The following is a 25246-nucleotide window of genomic DNA, read 5'->3' on the forward strand; positions in this document are numbered from 1 at the left end:
AGATTCTAATTCAGGAAGGTGAAGAAACATGGCGATTGTGTTGGAAGCGAAAGAACGCACAGACAAAAAACGTTCGACATTGCGGCGTATTCGTTCGCAAGGCGGCATTCCAGCGATTTTGTACGGCAAAAAAGTCGAAAACAAAATGATTTTCGTCAGCGCCGCTGAACTGGAAAAAGTGCTTCGTGAAGGCGGACGCACAAGCTTGCTGACGCTGAAAGTCGGCGGCGAGGACTACTCGGTGTTGCTGCGCGAGATGCAGCGCGATCCGTTGCGTGGCGAGTTGCTTCACGCCGATTTTCAAGCGGTTGATCTATCGACAGAAGTTGATATTGACGTTGAAGTTCGCTTAGTAGGCGAGGCGCCTGGCGTGAAGGATGGCGGCGTGTTGCAGCAAAACTTGCATGAGCTGTCCATCCGCGTCCTGCCGGCGAACATTCCTCCAGTGATCGAAGTGGACATTTCCGGACTGCAAGTCGGTGATACCGTCACCGTTGGCGACGTGCAAACGGACGGCAAATTTGAAATCAATCATGAACCTTCCGAAGTGATCGCCACGATCTTGCCGCCGCAACAAGAGGAAGAAATCGATAGCGGCGAACAGCAAGAGGCAGGGCAGCCTGACGCTGCGGAAGGAAGAGAAACGACGCCAGAAGAGTGACAGACGTAACCGTTTCGGTTACGTCTTTTGTAGTATCATGCAAAGAGAGGAGCGCGAGGATTGAAGCTGTTTGTCGGGCTCGGCAATCCGGGCAAGGAGTATGAGCAAACAAGGCACAATGTCGGCTTTTTCGTCATCGACGAACTGGCGAAGCGCTGGAATGTATCGTTAAAAACCGCTAAATTTCGCGGCTTGTTCGGAACGGCGTCCGTTTCTGGCGAAAAAGTGGCATTATGCAAACCGTTGACATATATGAATTTATCAGGGGAATGTGTTCGCCCACTTATGGATTACTACGACATTGCCATCGATGATGTCATCGTCATTTACGATGACCTCGATCTCCCGCCGGGAAAAATCCGCCTTCGTCTGAAAGGAAGCTCCGGCGGCCATAATGGCGTCAAATCGCTCATTCACCACCTTGGCACCGAGCAGTTTAAGCGCATTCGCATTGGCATCGGTCGGCCAACGAACGGGCAACCGGTTGCGGATTACGTGCTCAGCCGCTTTACGGAAGAGGAGAAACCGGCGGTGGACAAAGCGGTGCTGCGGGCTGCCGATGCGTGTGAACAGGCGGTGAAGGCGCCATTTATTCAAGTGATGAATGATTTTAACGAGTGAATATTTTCCTCTGAACTGGTGCACAATGTGAGTACGGGAGGCGGCCGAAGCGTCGGCTTCGCCTGCCTTGTGGGCGGAACAGCCCGGTGCCCAGTGAGGAGGTTGGCTTGAATGGCGCTACATTACTATTGCCGCCATTGCGGTGCAAAAGTCGGAACGATTGAGCAAATGCCGATATACAGCGAGAAACTGGGATTCCACCACTTAACGGAAGAGGAACGGCTCGAGATGATTTCGTATGAACCGAACGGTGACATTCATGTGAAAACGATTTGCGAAGACTGTCAAGAGGCGCTGGCGCGAAACCCAGAATGGCATCAATACGAAAAATTCATCCATTAAGGGCGGCTTTGGGCGACCAAAGCGTTTTTGTGTTTGCGCCAGGCCAATGAAACGGAAAGAAACTGGCGTTGAGAGGAGGGAGAATAGGGGTGCTTTCGTTGCATCGCTATTTAGCTGAAAACCAAGATGTCCGTACGATCATCGAGGGGCTCCATGTCCGTTTGAAGGAACAGCTTGTCGCCGGGCTGTCCGGATCGGCCCGGTCTGTTTTTATTTCCACGCTTTACAAGGAGACAGGCCGGCCGCTGTTAGTCGTCTCTCACAATTTGTTTCAGGCGCAAAAAATGTATGACGATCTCGTTTCGTTGCTCGGGCCGGAAGACGTGTTCCTTTATTCAGTAAACGAAGTGATCGCCGCTGAGATGGCGGTCGCCAGCCCGGAGCTGAAGGCACAGCGCCTAGAGATTATGAACCATTGGGCGCAAGGCGGAAAAGGAGTCGTCGTCTGCCCGGTCGCCGGCTTGCGGCGTTTGTTGCCGCCGCCGTCGCTTTGGAAGCAGTATTTGTTCACCTTCTCCGTTGGACAAGAGTTCGATGTAGAACGTTGTAAACAGAAGTTTGTGCAAATGGGGTACAAACGGGTCGGCACCGTTTCCGCCCCCGGAGAGTTCAGCGTCCGCGGCGGCATCATCGACATTTATCCATTGACCGCTGAGCTTCCGTACCGCATCGAGCTGTTTGATACGGAAATCGAATCGATTCGGACGTTCACCCCTGACGACCAACGTTCGCAAGGGCAAATCGAGCGCATCATGATCGGGCCGGCCGATGAAATCATTCTCGATGGTGAGACGCGGTGCCGAGGAATCGAGCGGATTGAAGCGGGGCTTGCGTCGAGTTTGGAGACGATGAAAGATGAGGCCGCCAAACAGCGGATGTATGAACATATTCACGCTGAGCTTGAGCAATTGCGCGAGGGGCAGGAAATCGAGCAACAATATAAATATATGTCCCTTTTTTATGAAAAGGTTGCGAGTTTGCTAGATTACCTGCCAGAAGACGGCGTGCTGCTCATGGATGAAATGAGCCGGCTGCAAGAGGCGGCGGAACGGTTGGACCGCGAAGAGGCGGAATGGTATACGAGTTTGCTTGACAGTGGGAAAATGATTCATGGCGTGCCGCTTTCGCATTCGTTTTCTGAATTATTGCAAAAACATCGATTCCAGCGGGTATACTTATCGTTGTTTTTGCGCCATGTTCCGTATGCCCACCCACAAAACGTCGTCAATATTACGTGCAAACAAATGCAAAACTTCCATGGGCAAATGGCGCTTCTTCAATCCGAAGTCGAGCGGTGGAAAAAGGCAAACTATGCGGTCGTCTTTTTGGCGCCGAATGCAGAGCGGGTGAAAAAGCTGCAATCATTGCTTCAAGATTATGAGATTGACGCGCTGCCGCTCGCGCGCGATGCGGCTTTGCTGCATGGCAAATGCCAGCTCCTTGAAGGAGATTTAAATACCGGGTTTGAATTGCCGTTGCAAAAAATTGCCGTCATCACAGAAGAAGAGTTGTTCAAAAAACGGGTCAAACGCCCGGTGCGCCGGCAAAAGCTGTCCAACGCCGAGCGGATCAAAAGCTACGCCGAATTGCAAGTCGGCGACTACGTCGTCCATGTCAACCATGGCATCGGGAAATATTTAGGCATCGAGACGTTAGAAATCAACGGGGTGCATAAAGACTATATTCATATCCAGTACCAAGGCGGCGATACGCTGTATGTTCCGGTCGACCAAATGGATCAAGTGCAAAAATACGTCGGCTCGGAAGGAAAAGAACCAAAAATTTACAAACTAGGCGGTTCGGAATGGAAAAAGGTCAAAAAGAAAGTGGAATCATCCGTCCAGGATATTGCTGAAGATTTAATCAAGCTGTACGCCGAGCGTGAGGCAAGCAAAGGATATGCGTTTTCGCCGGACACCGAGATGCAGCGCGAATTTGAAGCGGCGTTTCCGTATCAAGAGACGGAAGATCAGCTTCGGTCGATTGAGGAAATTAAGCGTGATATGGAGAGCGACAAACCGATGGACCGCCTCCTTTGCGGCGACGTCGGCTACGGGAAGACGGAAGTGGCGTTGCGGGCGGCGTTTAAAGCCATTATGGACGGCAAACAAGTGGCCTTTCTTGTGCCGACCACGATTTTGGCCCAACAGCATTACGAAACGGTGCGCGAACGGTTTCAAGGGTTCCCAATCAACGTCGGACTGTTGAACCGCTTCCGGACGAAAAAGCAACAAGCCGAGATCATCAAAGGGCTAAAAGATGGGACGATCGATATGGTCATTGGAACGCATCGGCTGCTGTCGAAAGACGTGAAGTTTAAAGATTTAGGCTTGCTCATTATCGACGAGGAGCAACGGTTTGGCGTGGCGCATAAAGAAAAAATTAAGCAGCTGAAGGCGAACATCGACGTGCTCACCTTAACGGCGACGCCGATTCCGCGTACGTTGCATATGTCGATGATCGGCGTGCGCGATTTGTCGATCATCGAGACGCCGCCTGAAAACCGATTCCCGGTGCAAACGTATGTCATGGAATATACGCCCGAACTCGTCAAAGAGGCGATTGAACGTGAGCTCGCCCGCGACGGGCAGGTGTTTTTCCTTTACAACCATATTGAAGATATCGACTTGAAAGCGGAAGAAATCGCACAGCTTGTCCCGGAAGCGCGCGTCACTTACGTGCATGGTCGCATGTCGGAAACGGAGCTCGAATCGACGATTTTGGCGTTTTTGGAAGGGCAATACGATGTGCTGGTGACGACGACGATCATTGAAACGGGCATCGATATTCCGAATGTCAACACGCTTATCGTCTATGACGCCGACCGGATGGGATTGTCGCAGCTGTATCAGCTGCGCGGGCGCGTCGGCCGCTCCAACCGCGTCGCTTATGCGTATTTCACCTATCGGAAAGATAAAGTGCTCAATGAAGCGGCAGAAAAGCGGCTGCAAGCCATTAAAGAGTTTACCGAGCTCGGCTCTGGTTTTAAAATTGCCATGCGCGATTTGTCGATCCGCGGCGCGGGCAACATTCTCGGCGCCGAACAGCACGGCTTTATCGACTCGGTCGGATTCGATTTGTATTCGCAAATGTTGAAAGAAGCGATCGAGAAACGGCGCGGCATCAAGCGAGAAGACGAGCGGCCGGATGTCGTCATCGATGTCGAAGTCGACGCCTATATTCCGAGCACATACATTGCAGACGAGTTGCAAAAGATCGAGATGTACAAGCGATTTAAGGCAGTGGAGACGCTCGAAGACGTTGAGGCGCTGCGTGAGGAAATGGTCGACCGCTTCGGCGATTATCCAGATGAAGTTGCGTATTTGTTCCAAATTGCTGAGTTGAAGGTGTTGGCCAAGCAGCTTGGCGTCGAATCGATGAAGCAACATAAGCAGCAAATTGACATCTTGTTTACTGAACAGGCATCGAAAACGGTGGAAATCCAGCGTCTATCTGACATCGGACGCCGGCATGGCCGCTTATTCGGGTTTGGCATGGACGGAGCGAAGCTGAAAATTGTGCTCTATATCAAGGAAATGAAGCCGCACGAGTGGCTGATGATTTTAGAGGAGACGCTGCGGCGGCTGTCTGGGGTGGAAAATGAGAAGTCGGTGACGGCATAATCAAGAAAAAGTTTTATGATGTTTATCGTTTCCTGCATGTGGCGATAATGAAGGATGGGCAATTTTATCTAAAATGGCCAAAATCACTTTCATCACGTATAGAACGTGGATTGTGAAGGATACTAATGACAACAATGGTGAATTCCCCATTGAAAGGGTTCATCGGAGTATCCTTCAAATCCTAGATGAAAGTGAGGGTATACAAGGCATGAAAGCAACCGGTATTGTTCGTCGCATTGATGATTTAGGGAGAGTTGTCATTCCGAAGGAAATTCGCAGAACGTTGCGCATTCGCGAAGGAGATCCGCTCGAAATATTTGTTGACCGCGATGGAGAAGTCATTTTGAAAAAATATTCGCCGATCAGTGAATTAGGCGACTTTGCCAAAGAGTACGCCGAAGCGCTGTTTGACAGCCTCGGCCAGCCTGTGCTCATTTGCGACCGCGATGTATACATCGCTGTCGCCGGCGTTTCGAAAAAAGAGTATATGAACAAAAGCGTCAGCCCGTTGGTGGAAAAAGCCATGGAAGACCGCAATTCCATCCTCCATACGGAGGAAGGGGAAGTCGAGCTCGTTGACGGGATGACGGAAACGTTGAAGTCGTATACGATCGGCCCGATTGTCGCCAACGGCGATCCGATCGGAGCAGTCATCATTTTATCGCGCGAGAAAACGCTTGGTGAAGTGGAGCATAAAGCAGTAGAAACAGCCGCCAGCTTTTTGGCTCGACAAATGGAACAATAGGCGAAACAACAAGGCAGCTTCACAGGCTGCCTTTTTTTCCGCCCGGCAAATGGGGGCGAGATGCCTTGAATCCCGGAATCGCTTCCACATCCTGCTTTTTCGTCCGCTTGGCTTGCGGAACAGCGCATGAAGCCGTGCGAGTTGACCATCACCTTTGTCCAACAGGCGGAAGTTGCGCTATAATATCGAGCGTAGCCATAATGGCGCTTGGCGGCTTCTATCGCCCTCCGGCGTCTAGGTTGAGTGGGTTGTCTATGCGAGGGGAGAAACTGGATGGGAAACGTATGGAAAGGGGCGGCGATCTTAACGGCCGCCGCTTTGGCCGCGAAACTATTAAGCGCTTTGTACCGTGTTCCGTATCAAAATATGGTCGGGGACATTGGTTTTTATATTTACCAACAAGTGTACCCGATTTATGGCATCGTCGTCGCACTCTCGCTGACCGGCTACCCGGTTGCCGTCTCGAAGCTTGTCGCCGAGCGGTTGGCGGGACAGGATGAAGCGGGCGCTGCCGCTAGTGTGCGCGTCGCCTTGTTGGTGTTAAGCGTCCTTGGCGTCATCCTGTTTGCTTCGCTGTATCTAGGGGCGGGGGTGATTGCCTCGGCGATGGGCGATGGACGGCTTACGCCGCTCGTGCGCTTGCTTTCATTTTCGTTTTTGCTGTTTCCGCCCATCGCATTGTTGCGTGGCTATTTCCAAGGGCGGCATGATATGACGCCGACAGCGGCGTCCCAAGTTGGCGAGCAATTCGTCCGGGTGACGGCGATTTTAGGGCTGTCGTATGGAGCGGTGCAGCGCGGCGCCGACGTCTATGCTTGCGGCATGGCAGCGGTCGCAGGGACGCTAGTAGGCATGGCGGCGGCGCTTTTCATTTTGCTTTTCTTCCTGTCCCGGCGTCGGCGGCTAAAAACGTCGGGCCGCACGCCGCCAGCTTGGGATCGACAGGTGGGCCGGCGTTTATTGACGGCGGGGACGGTCATTTGCTTGACGAATATGGCGTTGACGCTGATTCCACTCGTCGATTCATTTTTATTCGTTCCGCTTCTACAGGAAGCGGGGGCAAGGCTCGATGAGGTGCAGCGGCTAAAAGGAGTGTACGACCGCGGTCAGCCGCTCATTCAGCTCGGCACGGTCGTCGGCACGTCGTTTTCATTGGCGCTTGTTCCACTTCTTTCCGGAGCGCGCCGCCAAGGTGCCGTTTTCGCCTATGGAGCGCTGTCCATCCGGCTTGCCGTTGTCATTGGGCTTGGTGCTTCGTTAGGGCTCATTTGCCTCATTCGACCGATCAATGCGATGTTGTTCGAGAATGACTACGGTTCGTCGGTTCTCGCCGTCTTGTCCTCCTCTGTCTTTTTTACTACGATCGCGTTGACCGCCTCTGCATTATTGCAAGGAATGGGGAGGGAATGGACGGCCGCTGCCGGCGTGGCGTTGGCAGTGGCGGGGAAGGCCGCGCTTATGCATTGGCTTGCTCCGCGGTTTGGAGCGCTTGGCGCCGCCGCGGCGACGACGGGTGCTTATGCGCTCATGGCAGGCTTTTTATGCGCCTTTTTGCCGCGTGAATATCGGACGGCGGGCCGGAAATACATGTACCCAACCGTGAAAGCGGCCGCTATGATGGCCGTCGTCTTGCATGGGTATAGGTGGCTGATGGACAGCTCGAGCGAGGGGCGGCTATGGGCGGCTGCCGAGGCGCTTGGCGGCGTTGCCATCGGTGCTGTCGTTTACCTTGCGTGTATTGTGAAAGGACATGTTTTTTCTGAACAGGAGTTGGAAGCTTTCCCATTGGCTAATAAATTCCGTCTACGATTAGGAGGCAGGTGATCGGCGATGAATACGATTTATGTGTTCGGCCTCGGCGCCGGAGATGTAAAACAGCTGCCGATCGGTGTGTACCGAAAGCTAAAGCGGGCGCATCCGCTCTTTTTGCGGACGAAAGAACACCCGGTGGTCAAATGGCTTACGGAGGAAGGGATTGCGTTTACGTCATTTGATGAAGTGTATGAAAAACACGAGCAGTTTGCGGATGTGTACGCTGACATCGTCGATCGATTGACGGAACAGGCGAAGCGCGGCGATGTGTTTTACGCTGTTCCCGGCCATCCGCTTGTTGCCGAGCGGACGGTGCAACTTCTTTTCGAAGCTGAGCGGCGCGGCGTCTGCCGAATCGTTATCGAAGGTGGTCAAAGCTTTTTGGATGCGCTGTTTACGGCGGTGCGCATCGATCCAATTGAAGGGTTTCAGTTGCTTGATGCGACGACTTTTCGAGGAGAAGAATGGTCGCCTTCACTGCATGCTGTTTTTTGTCAAGTGTACGATTCGTTTGTGGCCTCAAACGTGAAGCTTTCTTTGATGGAGCAGCTTCCCGACGATTACCCGATCTACATTGTCACCGCGGCAGGCACGAAGGACGAGCAAGTAAAGCGCGTGCCGCTTTATGAGTTGGACCGCGAGACGGGGCTTGACAACTTGACAAGCGTCTACGTGCCGCCGGTGAAGGACGAGCCGTTGCTTTACCACCGGTTTGAGACGCTGCGCCGCGTCATCGCCACGCTGAGAGGGCCGAACGGCTGTCCATGGGATCGGAAGCAGACGCATGCGTCGCTGAAGCGCTATTTGCTTGAGGAGGCGTATGAGCTGCTCGAGGCGATTGACGAGGGTGACGATGATCATATGGTCGAGGAGCTCGGCGACGTATTGCTGCAAGTAATGCTCCATGCGCAAATCGGCGCCGACCGAGGGTTGTTTTCGATCGACGACGTCATCCGCACGCTGACGGCGAAAATGATCCGACGCCACCCGCATGTGTTTGGCGATGTCACGGCCGAGACGGCCGAACAAGTCGTTGCCAACTGGGAGAAGATCAAGGAGAAAGAAAAAGGAGGCGGGCTTTCGGAATCGATTCTTGCCGACATTCCGAAAAGTCTGCCGGGGACGATGCGGGCGTACGAGCTGCAGAAACGAGCGGCGAAAGTCGGGTTTGACTGGGATGATGCCGCGCCGATATGGCAAAAAGTCGAAGAAGAAATGGCCGAGTTTCGAGCCGAAACGTCCGGCGGCCGTCGCGATCGGCTTGTCGGCGAGTTTGGCGATCTATTGTTCGCGCTCATCAACCTTGCCCGTTATTACGGGATTCAACCGGAAGAAGCGTTGCAAATGGCCAACGACAAATTTGCCCGCCGTTTCGCTTATATCGAGGAACAAGTGCGAAAAAGCGGCCGGTCGATCACCTCGTTTTCGCTTGCCGAACTCGATCGTTTTTGGGAAGAAGCCAAAGAAAACGAACGGTAAGGGGGATCATGCAATGCGCCTTGATAAATTTTTAAAAGTGTCCCGCCTCATCAAACGCCGCACGTTGGCGAAGGAAATCGCCGATCAAGGGAGAGTGTGGATCAACGGCCATGTCGCCAAAGCGAGCTCCGATGTGAAAGTCGGCGATGAATTGACGATTCAATTTGGGCAAAAGCGGGTAACGGTAAAAGTGACGGATCTAAAAGAAACAACGAAAAAAGAGGAGGCAACCGGGCTGTACGAATTGATCCGCGAAGAACGGACCACCCCGGCGCCGGAACAAGACGACGTCTAATTTGTCCTGCAGGCTTGTTCTAAACCATCCCCCGCTGACATACATATGGTACAAACAACGGATGAGAAAAGGCGGTTGGCCTTGCCGGCTTTCTATACTAAATGGAAATGCGGGGGATGAACATGAGTCGACACGATGAATTTGGCGGAAGCACGAACAAAGGTCCGGTCCAGGAACATGATGTGATCATGCGCGGCCGGCGCCTTCTTGACATCACCGGGGTGAAACAAGTCGAGAGCTTTGACAACGAGGAGTTTTTGCTTGAGACGGTCATGGGCTTTTTGGCCATCCGCGGGCAAAACTTGCAGATGAAAAACTTAGATGTCGACAAAGGCGTTGTTTCGATTAAAGGGCGCATTTTCGACCTCGTTTATTTAGATGACCATCAGGAGAAGGCTAAAGGATTCTTTAGCAAGTTGTTCAAATGAATGTCAGCATACAGCTGTACACCATGCTGGCGATGATTGGCATGGGCGGCTGGCTTGGCCTGGCGTGGGATACGTACAGCCGGATGTTGAAACGGCATGAGCGGGCGCACTGGCTCGTCTTTGTGAATGACGTGCTGTTTTGGGCGGTGCAGGCGCTCATCGTGTTTTATGTGCTTCTTTTCGTCAATGAAGGCGAGCTTCGCTTTTATTTGTTTCTCGCGCTTTTATGCGGATATGCCGCTTATCAAAGCTTGCTCCGCTCCTTTTATGTTCGGGTGCTCGAGTGGTTCATTGGGCTGGCGGTAAGACTCGGACAGACGCTCGTTCAGCTGTTCCGCCTCATGGTCATGCGCCCGCTCATCCTCCTTGGGCAAATGGCGCTGGCACTTCTATTGTTCGCTTGGCGGCTTTTGTTGTGGATCGTTCGGTTTGTGCTGCTGGCTGTTTGGAAGATGATCCGCCTTTTGCTTGCTCCGCTGCGTTGGACGGGCATCATGATTTGGCGGCGGGTGCCGCCGCAAAGACGAGCCGGGGTGGAAAAATTTTTTCGACGTTTAAAAGGATTTGCTGGACAAATCAAGAATACAAAAGAGAAAATAAGCATGTGGTTTGCGAAATGGCGCGAGTAAAAGAGGTGTAAACGCGATGAACGTGCCCCGGAGAACGAATGTGACGAAGCTGTCGTCGACGTACATAGCGGAGCATGAGGAGAAAAAGCAGAAGGCGGCGAGAAGACGGCGGGTTGTCGCTGTCCGTTTGGTTGTCTGGTCGTTGTTGTTTGCGATATTCGCCTCCGCTCTTGTCTACACCTTGCACTCGCAAGCGAAGGCGATCGATGCAAAAACGGCGGAACAGCAAAAGCTGAAAGAGCAGCTTGCGGAGCTTGAACGGAAGGAAAAGCAACTGAAAGAGGAAATGAAAAAGTTGCATGATGATGACTATATCGCCGAGCTGGCGCGGAAAAAATATTACTTATCGAAAGATGGAGAAATTATTTTCGTCTTGCCGGAAAAATAATTTTGCCTGCGAATGCCCGTTTTCTATGGGCATTCGTCATATTGACACGCATTTTTTTCATTCGCTATAATAAAAAAAACACCATCTTTAAAGCGTTTTAAGGAGGAGCACTTTTTTTATGTCGATTGAAGTAGGCAGCAAGTTACAAGGCAAGGTCACGGGCATTACGAAATTTGGGGCGTTTGTGGAGCTGCCGGAGGGGGTCACAGGACTCGTTCACATTAGCGAGGTAGCCGATAACTATGTCAAAGACATCAACGATCATCTGAAAGTCGGCGATATGGTGTATGTCAAAGTCATCAACGTCGGTCAAGATGGAAAAATCGGCCTGTCCATTCGCAAAGCAAAAGACACGCCTTCTTCGCAGCGGCCGCGCCATCGGACAAACGACCGCTCCGCGGCGGACAGCTTAGAACAAAAAATCAGCCGATTCTTAAAAGAGAGTGAAGACCGATTGGCATCGCTGCGCCGTCATACGGAGTCGAAGCGGGGAGGTCGTGGAGCGAGACGAGGGTAACTTGCTGCTGAAAGATTGTTTGAAGGATGACAAATTCGGAAACAAGCATCCGTCGCTATGGATGCTTTTTTGTTTCTGTATGGAATAAGAGGATATATTTCCCCTCTGCATTTTCCGCCTATATGTATTGACAATCGTCATCTCCTCCGTTATGATATAAACTGTTGTCACACGGCGGTGTAGCTCAGCTGGCTAGAGCGTACGGTTCATACCCGTGAGGTCGGGGGTTCGATCCCCTCCACCGCCACCAACAATCCAAAATGGCCCGTTGGTCAAGTGGTTAAGACACCGCCCTTTCACGGCGGTAACACGGGTTCGAATCCCGTACGGGTCATCGCAAACGAGCATGCGCCATCAAGCGACATGCTCGTTTTTCTTTTTTGTCTCTTTCTGTCGGAACAAGCCTGTTGACCGCGTTTTGCCGTGGAAAACGTCGAACGATTTTTTATTTTTCTCTGTGGTTTTGACAAATTTCTGACAATTCAAGCGATATAATAGGGGGTAATAGAAAGGTAAAGGAGAGGATCGGGAATGGAAAGAGTAGAAAGAGGGACGGTGCGCCGCAGCATTTCGGAAGTGCCGATTCATGACACGCAAGCAACGGTGTCGCGCTGGATGCGCCATGTGAAGCTGCGCCTCGGTCATCTGTTCATCCATCAAGGCTTTTTGCTTCTTCTTGTCGGCTTTTTGCTTGGACGAGCATTGATTTTATCGAAGCTGACCCCGTTCGCTTTGCCATTTTTCGTTTCGGTCTATATGCTGCGCCGCGACAAGGCCGCTTTTGCGTTGATCTCGCTGTTGGCCGGTGCTTTGACGCTGTCGCTTGATGTGGCGCTGTTTGTCGGCGTTTCCATTTTTGGCTTTCTCTTTATTTACGGATGGGTGCGGAGGGTGATCAGTGAGTCACTGAAAATCGTTCCATTTGTTGTGTTTGTGCTGTCTCTTTCCGCCAAATGGCTGATCTCCTATTATTGGCTCGGAGAGCGATCGGTCTACGGCGCCGCCATGGCGGTCGTCGAAGCCGGGCTGTCGCTTGTATTGACCTTGATTTTTATGCAAAGCATCCCGTTGTTGACAGTGCAGAAGCATAAACATGCGTTGCGAGCGGAAGAGATCATTTCGTTGATCATTTTGCTCGCCTCGATGTTGACCGGGATGATCGGTTGGGCTGTGTACGGTTTGTCGCTTGAGCATGTGATGTCGCGCTACCTCGTTTTGTTGTTCGCGTTTGTCGCCGGAGCGGCGACCGGCTCCACCGTCGGCGTTGTCACCGGGCTTGTACTGAGCTTGGCAAATGTCGGCAACTTGTCGGAAATGAGTTTGCTTGCTTTCGCCGGGCTGCTTGGCGGGTTGCTGAGGGAAGGGAAAAAACTTGGGGTGGCGTTCGGCCTCCTCGTCGCGACGCTGTTGCTTGGTTTATACGGCGAAGGGAAGAGTGAGCTTGTGCCGACGCTGTTTGAATCCGGCATCGCAATTATGCTGTTTTTTGGTACATCCCGTTCACTGACGGAGAAAATCGCCAAATACATTCCCGGCACGGCAGAATATATAAATGAGCAACAACAATACGTCCGGAAAATCCGCGATATGACGGTGCAACGCGTCTCGCAGTTTTCCAACGTCTTTCAGGCGCTGGCGGAAAGCTTTTCGCCCGAACCGCTTCCGGATGCTAATGAATACAGCGACCGTGAAGTCGACTATTTTTTGAGCGACATCACGGAAAAAACGTGCCAAACGTGCTTTAAGAAGACGCAATGCTGGGCGGACAACTTTCGTACAACCTATGCGTACATGAAGCAAATGATGGGCGAGGCGGACGAAAAAACATTGTCGCAAAACCATCAGTTGCTGCGCGAGTGGGAGCGGTATTGCGTCAAGGCCGGCAAAGTCGTCGACGCGATTGAAAAAGAGATGGTTGCTTATCAAGCAAACCGCAAGCTCAAACGGCAAATCCACGAAAGCCGGAAGCTTGTCGCTGAACAGCTGTTGGGCGTTTCGCAAGTGATGGACGATTTCGCCAAAGAAATGCAGAAAGAACAGGAAAACCATTATTTGCAGGAAGAACAAATTTACCATGCGCTGCAAGAGTTTGGCATCGAAGTGGGCCATGTCGACATTTACAGTTTGGAAAAAGGAAATATCGATATTGAAATGAGCATTCCTTACTGCGAAGGGCGGGGTGAGTGCGAAAAACTGATTGCGCCGATGCTGTCAGATATTTTGGGAGAGACGATCGTCGTCAAGCGCGAAGAGTGCGCCGCCTACCCGAACGGCTACTGCCGCGTCGCCTTCGGCTCGACGAAAGCGTTCGTCGTCGAAACGGGCGTCGCGTTTGCCGCCAAAGGAGGGGGGTTCATTTCTGGCGACAGTTATGCAACGATTGAACTTGCTACCGGCAAGTACGCCGTTGCCATCAGCGATGGCATGGGCAATGGGGAGCGGGCGCATGACGAAAGCCGCGAGACGCTGCGCCTGTTGCAAAAGATTTTGCAGACGGGAATGGACGAGTCGATTGCCATCAAATCGATCAATTCGATTTTGGCATTGCGGACGACAGAAGACATGTATGCGACGCTGGATTTGGCCATCATCGACTTGCAAAACGCGGCGACGAAGTTTTTGAAAATCGGATCGACGCCAAGCTTTATTAAGCGCGGTGACAAGGTGATGAAAGTGGAAGCGAGCAACTTGCCGATGGGCATCATTAAAGAAGTGGAATTTGACGTTGTCACCGAGCAGCTGAAATCGGGCGACTTGCTCATTATGATGAGCGATGGTGTGTTTGAAGGGCCGATGAACGTCGAAAACCATGATGTTTGGATGAAGCGGAAAATTCAAGAATTAAAGACGAACGACCCGCAGGAAGTCGCCGATTTGATCATGGAAGAAGTGATCCGCCAATGCGGCGGCGAGATTGAAGACGATATGACCGTCGTTGTCGCCAAAGTTCGGCACAATACGCCGAAATGGGCGACGATTCCGGCATACATGTATATGAAAAAGGCGCAATAGCTAGCGTATAAAAACGTTCCCCTGCGGCGATGATGGTAATACATTCGCCAAGGAGGGGAACGAACGTGCGAAAGGGAACGTTGCGGCAAATTTTGCTCATTACCGATGGCTGCTCCAACCATGGTGAGGACCCAGCCGCCATGGCGGCGCTAGCCCGTGAGCAAGGCATTACGGTGAACGTGATCGGCATCTTGGACCAAGGTGCGATGGATGAAAACGGACGGCGGGAAATTGAAGCGATCGCCGCGGCTGGCGGCGGGATGAGCCAAGTCGTGTACGCGAAACAGCTGTCGCAAACCGTGCAAATGGTGACGCGCCAAGCGATGACTCAGACGTTGCAAGGGCTCGTCAATCGCGAGTTGAAACAAATCTTTGGTTCTGACGTTTCGCTTGAGGACTTGCCGCCGGACAAGCGCGGCCAAGTGATGGAAGTCGTCGATGAACTCGGGGAAACGGTTGCCCTTGATGTGCTCATTTTGATCGATACGAGCGGGAGCATGAAAACAAAACTGCCGACCGTCAAAGAGGCGCTCATCGATTTATCGCTCAGCTTAAATGCGCGCATGGGCGAAAACCGCTTTTCGGTGTTCATCTTCCCGGGAAAACGGGCGCACGCCGAAAAAATGATCGACTGGACGCCAAGGATTGAAGAGTTGTCCACTATCTTTCCGAAATTGGCGTCGGGCGGGCTGACGCCGACCGGACCGGCGCTGCGTGAGGCAATCGCCTATTTTGAGCGTAAACGGTCGTTAAGGAGCTGGATCGGCGATGGCGATGAGCCATACATCGAAGAATCGTCTTTGTAATTTGCCGCCTGGTACGGTCATCACTGGGAAATGGCACGGCCGTTCCTACCGGCTGCTGCGGCGGCTTGGCAGCGGGGCGAACGGCGTCGTCTATTTGGCGGAGAACGGCCGGACTCGCGTCGCCGTCAAGTTGAGCGATGACTATGCGTCATTGGCATCGGAAATGAATATATTGCGCCGTTTTGCTAAGGTCCAGGGAGCCGCCCTCGGGCCTTCTTTGCTGGAAGCCGATGACTGGCAAAGCCCGTTTGCGCGGGAGACGATCCCGTTTTATGTGATGGAGTATATTGAAGGGGAGAATTTCGCTGCTTTCATCCGCCGCCGTGGAAAAGAATGGGCGCCCGTGCTCGTGATGCAGCTGTTGTCGGTGCTTGATCGGCTTCATCAAGAAGGATGGGTATTTGGGGATTTAAAGCCGGATAATTTGATCGTTACCGGGTCGCCGCCGTCGGTTCGGTTGCTTGATGTGGGCGGGACGACGCTGCAAGGAAGGGCGGTAAAAGAGTTTACTGAGCTGTATGACCGCGGCTATTGGGGGCTTGGATCGCGCAAAGCGGAGCCATCTTACGACTTGTTTGCGGCGGCGATGGTGATGATTTCTTCTTGCTGCCCGGGGCCGATTGAGAAAAAGGGTGACGGTCGGGCGCAGCTGTTGTCCATCATCGAAACGGACCGCTTTTTAACCCGATACAAGGAGGTGCTGCAAAAGGCGCTTGACGGCCGATATCGAAAGGCGGCCGATATGCGTCGCGACTTATTGGCCGCCTCTTCCCGCCATACATCGGCGGAAAACGAAAGAAAGGCAGTGCCAAGCCGTCGGTCGGGGCGGCAGGTGAAACGGCGCCGCCAAGCGAGAGGGATTGTCGAAACGTTGGTCATCGCCGCCGCATTGCTGGGCGCCTATGCCTTTTATATATATTGGCAGCTGGCGATGTAATTTTTTTTGAGAAAACAGGGCGGACGTGTTACGATGAAGCTGAAAGAAACGCAAAGAGGTTGGCTCGGATGATCGACAAAGTGCGCGCCTTTATCCACAGGCATCAACTGCTTTCAGAAGGAGCGGCCGTCATCGTTGGCGTCTCCGGAGGCCCGGATTCGCTTGCGTTGCTGCACGTTTTTTTGTCGCTGCGCGACGAATGGAAGCTTCAGGTCATAGCGGCCCATGTTGACCATATGTTTCGTGGGCGGGAGTCAGAAGAAGAGATGGAGTTTGTGAAACGTTTTTGCGTGGAGCGCCGTATTTTATGTGAGACTGCGCAAATCGACGTCCCGGCCTTTCAGCGCAGCGCAGGTCTCGGCGCCCAAGAGGCGGCGCGGATCTGCCGCTACCGCTTTTTTGCCGAACTGATGGAAAAGCATCAAGCGGGGTACGTCGCCGTAGGCCATCATGGCGACGATCAAGTCGAGACGATTTTAATGCGGCTTGTGCGCGGCAGCACAAGCAAAGGATACGCTGGTATCCCCGTCAAACGGCCGTTTCACGGCGGCTATCTCATCCGTCCGTTTTTGGCTGTCAGCCGGGCGGAGATTGAAGCGTATTGCCGGCAGATGGGGCTGTCTCCACGCCGCGATCCGAGCAATGAAAAAGACGATTATACGCGCAACCGGTTCCGCCATCATATTGTCCCGTTGCTGCGGCAGGAAAATCCGCGCCTGCACGAGCGGTTTCAGCAATACAGCGAAATGATGGCGGAAGATGAGCAATTTTTGGAGGAATTAGCCGCGGACGCGCTGAATAAAGTAATGGAAAAACAACATCGCGATGCGGCGCTTTCCATCGGACCATTTTTGGAGCTGCCGCGACCGCTGCAGCGCCGGGTGCTGCAGCTGTTGCTTCTCCGTCTTTATGGCGGCGTTCCGCCGACATTGACTTCCGTACATATCGGCCATATACTGATGCTTTGTGAGCGCGGCCGCCCTTCCGGAATGATCGATTTGCCAAAAGGGCTCAAAGTGATTCGCTCGTACGACCGCTGTTTGTTTACTTTTGACGCAGAAAGCGGCGAGAAAGGCTATTGGTTTGAACTGCCGGTTCCGGCGCTATTGCCCCTCCCAAACGGCTATGCAATCATCAGTGAATTTGGGGAACACTATCCAAGAAAGCAGGCCGGGAATGATTGGTTCGTCGTGGATCCTGCTTCCGTCTCCTTGCCGCTTCGCGTGCGGACGCGTCGGCGCGGCGACCGGATGGTGCTCAAGGGGACGGGAGGCACGAAAAAATTGAAAGAAATTTTCATTGAAGCAAAAATTCCGCGGATGGAAAGGGATCGCTGGCCGATTGTCGAAGATGCCGACGGTCGCATCCTTTGGATGCCTGGCTTGAAAAAATCGGCTTTCGAAGCGCAAAACCGTGGGCAAGCTCGCTATATTTTGCTGCAATATCAGGCGATGAACAGCTAGGAGGAAAAATAAGATGGGGATGAAAGACGATATTCAAAAAGTGTTGATCACTGAAGAGGAAATTCAGGCAAAAGTCAAAGAACTCGGCGGTTTGTTAACGAAAGAATATGAAGGCCGTTTTCCGCTCGCTGTCGGCGTTCTCAAAGGGGCGATGCCGTTTATGGCCGATTTGCTCAAACATATTGATACATATTTAGAAATGGATTTTATGGACGTATCAAGCTATGGCAATGCGACCGTTTCATCCGGCGAAGTGAAAATCGTCAAAGACTTGAACACCTCCGTCGAAGGACGGGATATTTTGATCATTGAGGATATTATTGACAGTGGGCTGACGCTCAGCTATTTGGTCGACTTGTTTCGCTACCGGAAGGCGAATTCGATCAAAATCGTCACGCTTCTTGACAAGCCGTCTGGACGGAAGGCGGACATTCAAGCCGATTACACCGGATTTACCGTCCCGGATGAATTCGTCGTCGGCTATGGGCTCGATTACGCGGAAAAATACCGCAACCTCCCGTTTATCGGCGTCTTAAAGCCGGAAGTGTACCAAAAGTAGAACGGTTGCTGGGCGACGGCCGAATTGTTTGTATTGAAACAAATTTCTATGATAGTATTGAGTATAGTGTGTTTCATATGGGAGGAGGCAAGAAATGAACCGGATTTTCCGCAATACCATCTTTTATTTGCTGATTTTCCTCGTCGTGATCGGCGTCGTCAGCTTTTTTAACGGCACGAACCAGCGAACGGAGCCGATGACGTACGATGCGTTCATCACTCATCTGGAAAACGGGGATGTCAAGTCGTTTTCCATTAAGCCGGAGCGCGGCGTATATGAAATCAAAGGCCAGTTGAAAACATATAGCGAAGGGCAGTACTTTTCCACCTACGTCATGAACAGTGACAAAGTGCTTGACCGCATCGATGCGGCGGCGGCGCGGACGCGGGTGGAAGTCGTGCCAGCGGACGAAACGAGCGGATGGGTGACGTTTTTCACTTCCATCATCCCATTTGTTATTATTTTTATTTTGTTCTTCTTCCTTTTGAACCAGGCACAGGGCGGCGGCAGCCGGGTGATGAATTTCGGCAAAAGCCGGGCGCGGCTGTATACGGATGACAAGCGGAAAGTCCGCTTCCGCGATGTGGCTGGGGCAGATGAGGAAAAGGAAGAGTTGGTGGAAATCGTCGAGTTTTTAAAAGATCCGCGCAAGTTTGCGGAACTTGGCGCCCGCATTCCGAAAGGGGTATTGCTCGTTGGGCCGCCTGGAACCGGGAAAACGCTGTTGGCGCGCGCGGTTGCCGGAGAAGCGGGCGTGCCGTTTTTCTCGATCAGCGGGTCGGATTTCGTGGAAATGTTCGTCGGGGTCGGGGCATCGCGGGTGCGCGACTTGTTTGAGACGGCGAAAAAAAATGCCCCGTGCATCATCTTCATTGATGAGATCGACGCCGTCGGCCGCCAGCGCGGCGCCGGCCTTGGCGGCGGCCATGACGAGCGTGAGCAGACGCTCAACCAACTGCTTGTCGAAATGGACGGCTTTAACGGCAACGAAGGGATCATTATTATCGCGGCCACCAACCGGCCGGACATTTTAGACCCGGCGCTGTTGCGCCCGGGTCGCTTCGACCGGCAGATTACCGTCGACCGCCCGGACGTCAAAGGGCGCGAAGCGGTGCTGCGCGTGCATGCCCGCAACAAGCCGCTCGATGAATCCGTTGACCTGAAGACGATCGCGATGCGGACGCCTGGATTTTCCGGCGCCGACTTGGAAAACTTGCTGAATGAGGCGGCGCTCGTTGCAGCGCGCCGCAACAAAAAGAAAATTGATATGAGCGACATCGACGAGGCGACGGACCGGGTGATTGCCGGACCGGCGAAAAAAAGCCGCGTCATTTCGGAAAAAGAACGGCGCATCGTCGCGTTTCACGAAGCTGGGCATACGGTCATCGGCATGGTGCTCGCCGATGCGGAAATGGTGCATAAAGTGACGATTGTGCCGCGCGGCCAAGCCGGAGGCTATGCGGTCATGCTGCCGAAAGAAGACCGCTACTTTATGACGAAAGCCGAACTGATGGATAAAATCACCGGACTGCTCGGCGGGCGCGTTGCCGAGGAAATCGTGTTCAATGAAGTGAGTACAGGGGCCCACAACGATTTTCAACGGGCGACAAACATCGCGCGCCGGATGGTGACGGAGTTTGGTATGAGCGAAAAGCTTGGTCCGCTTCAATTCGGCCAACCGAGCGGGCAAGTGTTTTTAGGACGTGACTTACACAACGAGCAAAACTACAGCGACAAAATCGCCTATGAAATTGACTTAGAGATTCAGCGCATCATTAAAGAGTGCTATGAAAAAGCGAAACAAATTTTGACCCAACATCGGGACAAATTGGATTTGATCGCCAACACGCTGTTGGAAGTCGAGACGCTCGATGCGGAGCAAATTAAACATTTGTTCGAACATGGCACGCTGCCCAAAGACCGGAACGGGCGCGAGGAGTCCGGCAAAAGCGACGGCGATGTGAAAATCAACATCCAAAAGAAAGAGGAGTAATCGATGTCTCTGTTCGGAGGCATCTTTTTTTTTGCCGGCGGCCCAGGGAAAGAAGGACAGTTTTTTTCCCGTAAGTATGATATGATAAAGAATGGGAATTTATCGAGGAAAAGCGAGGAATGAAGCGATGATTTTTGTATTGGACGTCGGCAATACAAACACGGTGTTAGGGGTGTATGACGGGGACGAACTGAAACATCATTGGCGCATTGAAACAAGCCGCTCGAAAACGGAAGACGAATACGGCATGATGATCAAAGCGCTCTTGAACCATGTCGGCTTGCAGTTTTCCGACATTCGAGGCATCATCATTTCCTCGGTCGTGCCGCCGATTATGTTTGCTCTTGAACGCATGTGTCTAAAATATTTCCATATCAAACCGCTCATCGTCGGTCCGGGCATTAAAACCGGGCTCGACATCAAATATGACAATCCGCGTGAGGTGGGCGCCGACCGGATTGTCAACGCGGTCGCCGGCATCCATTTGTACGGCAGTCCGCTGATTATCGTCGATTTTGGCACGGCGACGACGTATTGTTATATTAATGAACATAAACAATATATGGGAGGGGCCATTGCCCCGGGAATTATGATCTCGACAGAGGCTCTGTTCGCGCGGGCGGCGAAATTGCCGCGCATTGAAATCGCCCGCCCGGATGATATCATCGGCAAAAATACGGTCAGCGCCATGCAAGCCGGCATTTTATACGGTTATGTCGGACAAGTGGAAGGCATCGTGTCGCGAATGAAGGCGAAAAGCAAAATCCCGCCGAAGGTGATTGCTACTGGCGGTTTGGCTCCGCTCATTGCCAGCGAATCGGACATCATCGATGTCGTTGATCCGTTTTTGACGCTGACTGGCTTAAAATTGTTGTACGAGAAAAACACCGAGAAAAAAGGATGAAAGGCTTGATGAAGATGGGAGACTACTTAGTCAAAGCACTCGCTTACAATGGACAAGTGAGAGCGTATGCCGCAAGAACGACGGAAACTGTCGCCGAGGCGCAACGCCGCCACCAAACATGGCCGACCGCCTCAGCGGCTCTCGGCCGGGCGTTGACCGCCGGTGTTATGATGGGAGCGATGCTGAAAGGCGAGGAAACGTTGACGATTAAAATTGACGGCGGCGGCCCGATCGGCGTCATTTTAGTTGACAGCAACGCCAGAGGGGAAGTGCGTGGCTATGTAACGAATCCACATGTACATTTTGAGCTGAACGAGCATGGGAAACTTGATGTGGCACGGGCGGTCGGCAAAAATGGGATGTTGACGGTTGTGAAGGATCTTGGGCTGCGCGACTTTTTCACCGGACAAGTGCCGCTTATCTCCGGGGAGCTTGGCGATGATTTTACGTATTATTTTGCTTCGTCCGAACAAATTCCGTCATCGGTTGGCGTCGGGGTGCTCGTCAATCCCGACCATACCATCCGAGCCGCCGGAGGATTTATTATCCAGTTGATGCCCGGGACGGAGGAGAACACGATCACTCGCATTGAAGAGCGGCTGAAACAAATTCCGCCCGTGTCGCGCATGATCGAAAGAGGGCTCAGCCCGGAACAGCTGCTCGAACAACTGTTGGGAGATGGAGGCGTCCGTGTGCTCGAGACGATGCCGGTGTCATTCGTCTGCCGCTGTTCGCGCGAGCGGATCGCTGATGCCCTTATCAGCCTAGGGCCCGAGGAAATCCAAGACATCATCGACAAAGAAGGGCAGGCGGAAGCTTCGTGCCATTTTTGCAATGAAACGTACCATTTCGACAAAGCGGAGCTGGAACAGTTGAAACAACTCGCAAAAAAAGAATGAAAACAGTAAAATGATTGACAATTACGCCAATAGTTGATACATTGGAGACAAAGTCGATAAAATTAATGGGGATTAGAGGTGGAACAATGGCACGCACAGTCAACTCGATAACCGAATTGATCGGCGATACGCCGGCCGTGAAACTGAACCGCATCGTTGATGAAGACAGCGCGGATGTGTATTTGAAACTGGAATTTATGAACCCGGGCAGCAGCGTCAAAGACCGGATTGCGTTGGCGATGATTGAAGCGGCGGAAAAAGCGGGCAAGCTGAAGCCGGGCGACACGATCGTTGAGCCGACAAGCGGCAACACTGGGATCGGATTGGCGATGGTCGCGGCGGCGAAAGGATATAAGGCGGTATTAGTCATGCCGGATACGATGAGCTTGGAGCGCCGCAACCTGCTGCGGGCGTATGGAGCCGAGCTTGTGCTCACACCGGGTGCACAAGGGATGCGCGGAGCAATCGCAAAGGCGGAAGAGCTCGTCCGCGAGCACGGCTACTTTATGCCACAGCAATTTAAAAACGAGGCGAACCCGGAAATCCATCGCTTGACGACCGGGAAAGAGATCGTGGAGCAAATGGGCGACCAGCTTGATGCGTTTGTTGCCGGCGTTGGCACGGGCGGAACGATCACCGGAGCAGGCAAAGTGTTGCGCGAAGCTTACCCAAACATTAAAATTTACGCCGTTGAACCGGCCGATTCCCCAGTCTTGTCGGGAGGAAAACCGGGCCCGCACAAAATCCAAGGGATCGGCGCTGGCTTTGTTCCAGATATTTTGGATACGAGCATTTACGATGGGGTTATTACGGTAACGACGGAAGAAGCGTTTGCGGCGGCCCGCCGCGCGGCTCGCGAGGAAGGCATTCTCGGCGGCATTTCGTCCGGCGCTGCGATTCATGCGGCATTGAAAGTGGCGAAAGAGCTCGGCAAAGGGAAAAAAGTGCTCGCCATCATCCCGAGCAACGGCGAACGTTATTTGAGCACGCCTCTTTACCAATTTGAAGACTAAGCAGACTTTTTCGGCAGGGGCAACCCTGTCGAATTTTTTTACGAGGATGGTGACCCAGACGGACAATCATTGTACAATAAAAGTAACTATGGACATCGTAAGGAGCTGACGAGGATGGAACAGCGGCGCAGGCGACTGAAACGAACTATCGATTATCGCGGACGGGATTGGTTCCGCCAGTACGAACAGCTGGCCTATAGCCGGCCTCATCATGTGTTGCTTGAGAGCGGCCAAGGGGGAAGGTACAGCATTATCGGCCTTGACCCGATCGGAGTGATCCGCGCTGACGAGCGGCGGCTCATCATCAAGCAGCGCGGGGTTGAAACGGTGCTGGATGGCTCGCCGCTCGAAGGGCTCCGGCAATGGCTTCGGTGTTTCGCCGTGCCGGATGAGGGGGAGTCGTTGCCTTGCCAAGGCGGGCTGATCGGTTTCATTAGCTATGATGCGGTTCGCTATATGGAACGGCTCCCGGTGCTCGCGCAAGATGATTTGCGGCTGCCGCTCATGTATTTTTTCCTCTTTGACGACGTAGCGATTTATGATCACCAAACTGAACAGCTTCATTTGCTTGCCTACGCGAATGAAGGGGAGGAAAGCGAAGCAAACCGGCGGCTTGCGCGGCATGCACGGATGTGGCTCGAGGATCGGAATGAAGCGCTGGTCTGGCCGCTTGCTGCCTCGACAGCTGCGCCGTCTGTTTCAATGACAAAAGAGAGGTTTATGGATGCGGTTCGCCGCGTACAACGCTATATTGCGGCGGGCGATGTGTTTCAAGTCAACTTATCGGTGCGTCAGTCGCAGCCGCTGGTGACGCATCCATTTGCCGTCTACAAGCAGTTGCGGATGCTGAATCCGTCCCCTTACATGGCGTATTTGCATACCCCGGAATTTCAAGTCGTCAGCGGCTCGCCGGAGTTGCTCGTCCGCAAGCGGGGATGGCGTCTTGAGACGCGGCCGATTGCCGGCACACGTTCGCGCGGTCGGACGGCGGCAGAGGATGAACAAATTGCTCGCAAGTTGCTTGCGAGTGAAAAGGAGCGGGCCGAGCACGCCATGCTCGTTGATCTTGAACGGAATGACCTTGGGCGCGTCTGTGCATACGGGACGGTTCGAGTTGACGAATGGATGACCGTCGAAAAGTATTCTCATGTGATGCATATCGTTTCTCACGTATCCGGCACCATGACGATGGAGCACGATGCGTTTTCCGTCATTCGCGCCATGTTTCCCGGCGGGACGATCACCGGCGCCCCGAAAGTGCGAACAATGGAAATTATTGAAGAGTTGGAACCGGTCCGCCGCGGCTTGTACACGGGCTCGATCGGTTGGATCGATTTTCAAGGAAACATGGAGCTAAACATCGCCATTCGAACGATGGTCGTCAAAGACGGATTGGCGCATGTACAGGCAGGAGCGGGCATCGTCATCGATTCCAACCCAGAGCATGAGTACAAGGAATGTGTAAAGAAAGCGGCTGCCCTTTGGAAAGCGAAAGAGCTGAGCGAAGCAGAGGCATTATTTCCGAGCATGAGGTGAGAATGATGATCGTCATGATTGATAACTACGATTCATTTACGTACAATTTGGTGCAATATTTGGGCGTGTTGGGAGAAGAGCTGATTGTCAAACGGAATGATGAAATTACGGTGGCTGAAATCGAACGACTCCGCCCTGATTTTATTATGATTTCCCCCGGTCCATGCACACCGAATGAGGCAGGGGTCAGCCTGGAAGTCATCGATCGCTTTGCCGGCCAAATTCCGATTTTCGGCGTCTGCCTCGGGCATCAAGCCATCGCCCAGGCGTTCGGCGGCCGCGTTGTCCGCGCTCCAAGGCTGATGCACGGGAAAACATCGTCCGTCTACCATGATGGGGAGACGATTTTCTGCGGCGTGCCGAACCCGTTTACGGCAACGCGCTACCATTCCCTTATCGTCGAGAAAGAGACGCTTCCGGACTGTTTCGTCGTGTCGGCTTGGACGAAAGAGGATGAAGTGATGGCGATTCGCCATAAAACGCTGCCGGTGGAAGGCGTGCAGTTTCACCCGGAATCGATTATGACAAGCCATGGGATGCAACTGTTGAAAAACTTTATCAACACGTATAAAAAGGCGTGACAG

The 25246-nt window shown here is 52.9% G+C and carries 23 protein-coding genes and 2 tRNA genes; all 25 read left to right on the forward strand.

The genetic code is table 11. The features are described from left to right. Window positions 1-28 precede the first annotated feature (28 nt). The 25 genes from T260_RS123730 to pabA all read left to right on the forward strand — a co-directional run bounded on the left by T260_RS123730 (window position 29) and on the right by pabA (window position 25243). Window positions 29-661 carry a 50S ribosomal protein L25/general stress protein Ctc gene (locus tag T260_RS123730; protein WP_012820446.1) on the forward strand — a complete coding sequence of 211 codons (633 nt, stop codon included), beginning with the start codon at window positions 29-31 and terminating at the stop codon, window positions 659-661. Window positions 662-721: 60 nt separating this feature from the next. Continuing rightward, the gene (gene pth, locus T260_RS123725) at window positions 722-1282 is read left to right on the forward strand and encodes an aminoacyl-tRNA hydrolase (RefSeq protein ID WP_021322636.1); all 561 of its coding nucleotides are present in this window, start codon (window positions 722-724) and stop codon (window positions 1280-1282) included. 111 nt (window positions 1283-1393) lie between these two features. Continuing rightward, the gene (gene fin / locus T260_RS123720) at window positions 1394-1624 is read left to right on the forward strand and encodes an anti-sigma-F factor Fin (RefSeq protein WP_011229562.1); all 231 of its coding nucleotides are present in this window, start codon (window positions 1394-1396) and stop codon (window positions 1622-1624) included. Between the two features lie 89 nt (window positions 1625-1713). Continuing rightward, the gene (gene mfd / locus T260_RS123715; protein ID WP_023634491.1) at window positions 1714-5247 is read left to right on the forward strand and encodes a transcription-repair coupling factor; all 3534 of its coding nucleotides are present in this window, start codon (window positions 1714-1716) and stop codon (window positions 5245-5247) included. 208 nt (window positions 5248-5455) lie between these two features. Beyond that, window positions 5456-5992: a stage V sporulation protein T gene (gene spoVT, locus T260_RS123710; RefSeq protein ID WP_011229564.1), complete on the forward strand. Its 537-nt coding sequence runs from the start codon at window positions 5456-5458 to the stop codon at window positions 5990-5992. A gap of 273 nt (window positions 5993-6265) precedes the next feature. After that, window positions 6266-7816, forward strand: coding sequence for a putative polysaccharide biosynthesis protein (locus T260_RS123705; protein WP_023634492.1), 1551 nt, complete (start codon window positions 6266-6268; stop codon window positions 7814-7816). Window positions 7817-7822: 6 nt separating this feature from the next. Then, window positions 7823-9283: a bifunctional methyltransferase/pyrophosphohydrolase YabN gene (gene yabN, locus T260_RS123700; protein ID WP_014194579.1), complete on the forward strand. Its 1461-nt coding sequence runs from the start codon at window positions 7823-7825 to the stop codon at window positions 9281-9283. 13 nt (window positions 9284-9296) lie between these two features. Next, window positions 9297-9578 (forward strand): RNA-binding S4 domain-containing protein, encoded by a 282-nt coding sequence (locus tag T260_RS123695; RefSeq protein ID WP_012820451.1) that lies wholly within the window; start codon window positions 9297-9299, stop codon window positions 9576-9578. A gap of 122 nt (window positions 9579-9700) precedes the next feature. Then, complete coding sequence (yabP, locus tag T260_RS123690) at window positions 9701-10006, forward strand: sporulation protein YabP (RefSeq protein ID WP_012820452.1); 306 nt, start codon at window positions 9701-9703, stop codon at window positions 10004-10006. Next, entirely contained in the window at window positions 10003-10635 is a 633-nt protein-coding gene (gene yabQ / locus T260_RS123685) for a spore cortex biosynthesis protein YabQ (RefSeq protein ID WP_012820453.1), read from the forward strand. The genes yabP and yabQ overlap by 4 nt, the downstream gene beginning before the upstream one ends. Window positions 10636-10651: 16 nt before the next feature. After that, window positions 10652-11023 carry an FtsB family cell division protein gene (locus tag T260_RS123680; protein WP_014194581.1) on the forward strand — a complete coding sequence of 124 codons (372 nt, stop codon included), beginning with the start codon at window positions 10652-10654 and terminating at the stop codon, window positions 11021-11023. 118 nt (window positions 11024-11141) lie between these two features. Further along, complete coding sequence (locus tag T260_RS123675; RefSeq protein ID WP_011229571.1) at window positions 11142-11540, forward strand: S1 domain-containing RNA-binding protein; 399 nt, start codon at window positions 11142-11144, stop codon at window positions 11538-11540. 173 nt (window positions 11541-11713) lie between these two features. Next, a tRNA-Met gene (locus tag T260_RS123670) sits at window positions 11714-11790 on the forward strand. 12 nt (window positions 11791-11802) lie between these two features. Then, a tRNA-Glu gene (locus T260_RS123665) sits at window positions 11803-11874 on the forward strand. Between the two features lie 197 nt (window positions 11875-12071). After that, entirely contained in the window at window positions 12072-14552 is a 2481-nt protein-coding gene (gene spoIIE / locus T260_RS123660; protein WP_011229572.1) for a stage II sporulation protein E, read from the forward strand. Between the two features lie 29 nt (window positions 14553-14581). Beyond that, entirely contained in the window at window positions 14582-15358 is a 777-nt protein-coding gene (locus tag T260_RS123655; RefSeq protein WP_020754013.1) for a vWA domain-containing protein, read from the forward strand. Beyond that, on the forward strand, window positions 15321-16295 hold the full coding sequence (prkT, locus tag T260_RS123650) for a serine/threonine protein kinase PrkT (RefSeq protein ID WP_023634493.1): 975 nt from the start codon (window positions 15321-15323) through the stop codon (window positions 16293-16295). Before T260_RS123655 ends, prkT begins: the two co-directional genes overlap by 38 nt. 68 nt (window positions 16296-16363) lie before the next feature. Beyond that, entirely contained in the window at window positions 16364-17758 is a 1395-nt protein-coding gene (gene tilS, locus T260_RS123645) for a tRNA lysidine(34) synthetase TilS (RefSeq protein ID WP_023634494.1), read from the forward strand. A gap of 13 nt (window positions 17759-17771) precedes the next feature. Continuing rightward, complete coding sequence (gene hpt / locus T260_RS123640) at window positions 17772-18317, forward strand: hypoxanthine phosphoribosyltransferase (RefSeq protein ID WP_012820458.1); 546 nt, start codon at window positions 17772-17774, stop codon at window positions 18315-18317. A gap of 94 nt (window positions 18318-18411) precedes the next feature. Beyond that, a complete protein-coding gene (gene ftsH / locus T260_RS123635) occupies window positions 18412-20310 on the forward strand; it encodes an ATP-dependent zinc metalloprotease FtsH (RefSeq protein ID WP_011229577.1) in 1899 nt (632 codons plus the stop codon). A 127-nt stretch (window positions 20311-20437) separates the two neighbouring features. After that, window positions 20438-21214 carry a type III pantothenate kinase gene (locus T260_RS123630; RefSeq protein WP_011229578.1) on the forward strand — a complete coding sequence of 259 codons (777 nt, stop codon included), beginning with the start codon at window positions 20438-20440 and terminating at the stop codon, window positions 21212-21214. Between the two features lie 14 nt (window positions 21215-21228). Continuing rightward, the gene (gene hslO / locus T260_RS123625; protein ID WP_025039044.1) at window positions 21229-22113 is read left to right on the forward strand and encodes an Hsp33 family molecular chaperone HslO; all 885 of its coding nucleotides are present in this window, start codon (window positions 21229-21231) and stop codon (window positions 22111-22113) included. A gap of 86 nt (window positions 22114-22199) precedes the next feature. Continuing rightward, the gene (gene cysK, locus T260_RS123620) at window positions 22200-23126 is read left to right on the forward strand and encodes a cysteine synthase A (protein ID WP_011229580.1); all 927 of its coding nucleotides are present in this window, start codon (window positions 22200-22202) and stop codon (window positions 23124-23126) included. A 114-nt stretch (window positions 23127-23240) separates the two neighbouring features. Continuing rightward, entirely contained in the window at window positions 23241-24662 is a 1422-nt protein-coding gene (gene pabB / locus T260_RS123615) for an aminodeoxychorismate synthase component I (RefSeq protein ID WP_011229581.1), read from the forward strand. 5 nt (window positions 24663-24667) lie between these two features. Then, entirely contained in the window at window positions 24668-25243 is a 576-nt protein-coding gene (pabA, locus tag T260_RS123610; protein WP_023634495.1) for an aminodeoxychorismate/anthranilate synthase component II, read from the forward strand. Window positions 25244-25246 lie beyond the last annotated feature (3 nt).

It is taken from the genome of Geobacillus thermopakistaniensis (assembly GCF_000498995.1).
GTDB lineage: Bacteria > Bacillota > Bacilli > Bacillales > Anoxybacillaceae > Geobacillus > Geobacillus thermoleovorans.

What these genes read in the sequence shown, in the direction of transcription:
- T260_RS123730 (WP_012820446.1), top strand. Translation starts at nt 29, where the DNA reads ATGGCGATTGTGTTGGAAGCGAAAGAACGCACAGACAAAAAACGTTCG.
- fin (WP_011229562.1), top strand. Translation starts at nt 1,394, where the DNA reads ATGGCGCTACATTACTATTGCCGCCATTGCGGTGCAAAAGTCGGAACG.
- spoVT (WP_011229564.1), top strand. Translation starts at nt 5,456, where the DNA reads ATGAAAGCAACCGGTATTGTTCGTCGCATTGATGATTTAGGGAGAGTT.
- T260_RS123705 (WP_023634492.1), top strand. Translation starts at nt 6,266, where the DNA reads ATGGGAAACGTATGGAAAGGGGCGGCGATCTTAACGGCCGCCGCTTTG.
- yabN (WP_014194579.1), top strand. Translation starts at nt 7,823, where the DNA reads ATGAATACGATTTATGTGTTCGGCCTCGGCGCCGGAGATGTAAAACAG.
- T260_RS123695 (WP_012820451.1), top strand. Translation starts at nt 9,297, where the DNA reads ATGCGCCTTGATAAATTTTTAAAAGTGTCCCGCCTCATCAAACGCCGC.
- yabP (WP_012820452.1), top strand. Translation starts at nt 9,701, where the DNA reads ATGAGTCGACACGATGAATTTGGCGGAAGCACGAACAAAGGTCCGGTC.
- yabQ (WP_012820453.1), top strand. Translation starts at nt 10,003, where the DNA reads ATGAATGTCAGCATACAGCTGTACACCATGCTGGCGATGATTGGCATG.
- T260_RS123680 (WP_014194581.1), top strand. Translation starts at nt 10,652, where the DNA reads ATGAACGTGCCCCGGAGAACGAATGTGACGAAGCTGTCGTCGACGTAC.
- T260_RS123675 (WP_011229571.1), top strand. Translation starts at nt 11,142, where the DNA reads ATGTCGATTGAAGTAGGCAGCAAGTTACAAGGCAAGGTCACGGGCATT.
- spoIIE (WP_011229572.1), top strand. Translation starts at nt 12,072, where the DNA reads ATGGAAAGAGTAGAAAGAGGGACGGTGCGCCGCAGCATTTCGGAAGTG.
- T260_RS123655 (WP_020754013.1), top strand. Translation starts at nt 14,582, where the DNA reads ATGATGGTAATACATTCGCCAAGGAGGGGAACGAACGTGCGAAAGGGA.
- prkT (WP_023634493.1), top strand. Translation starts at nt 15,321, where the DNA reads ATGGCGATGAGCCATACATCGAAGAATCGTCTTTGTAATTTGCCGCCT.
- tilS (WP_023634494.1), top strand. Translation starts at nt 16,364, where the DNA reads ATGATCGACAAAGTGCGCGCCTTTATCCACAGGCATCAACTGCTTTCA.
- hpt (WP_012820458.1), top strand. Translation starts at nt 17,772, where the DNA reads ATGGGGATGAAAGACGATATTCAAAAAGTGTTGATCACTGAAGAGGAA.
- ftsH (WP_011229577.1), top strand. Translation starts at nt 18,412, where the DNA reads ATGAACCGGATTTTCCGCAATACCATCTTTTATTTGCTGATTTTCCTC.
- T260_RS123630 (WP_011229578.1), top strand. Translation starts at nt 20,438, where the DNA reads ATGATTTTTGTATTGGACGTCGGCAATACAAACACGGTGTTAGGGGTG.
- hslO (WP_025039044.1), top strand. Translation starts at nt 21,229, where the DNA reads ATGGGAGACTACTTAGTCAAAGCACTCGCTTACAATGGACAAGTGAGA.
- cysK (WP_011229580.1), top strand. Translation starts at nt 22,200, where the DNA reads ATGGCACGCACAGTCAACTCGATAACCGAATTGATCGGCGATACGCCG.
- pabB (WP_011229581.1), top strand. Translation starts at nt 23,241, where the DNA reads ATGGAACAGCGGCGCAGGCGACTGAAACGAACTATCGATTATCGCGGA.
- pabA (WP_023634495.1), top strand. Translation starts at nt 24,668, where the DNA reads ATGATCGTCATGATTGATAACTACGATTCATTTACGTACAATTTGGTG.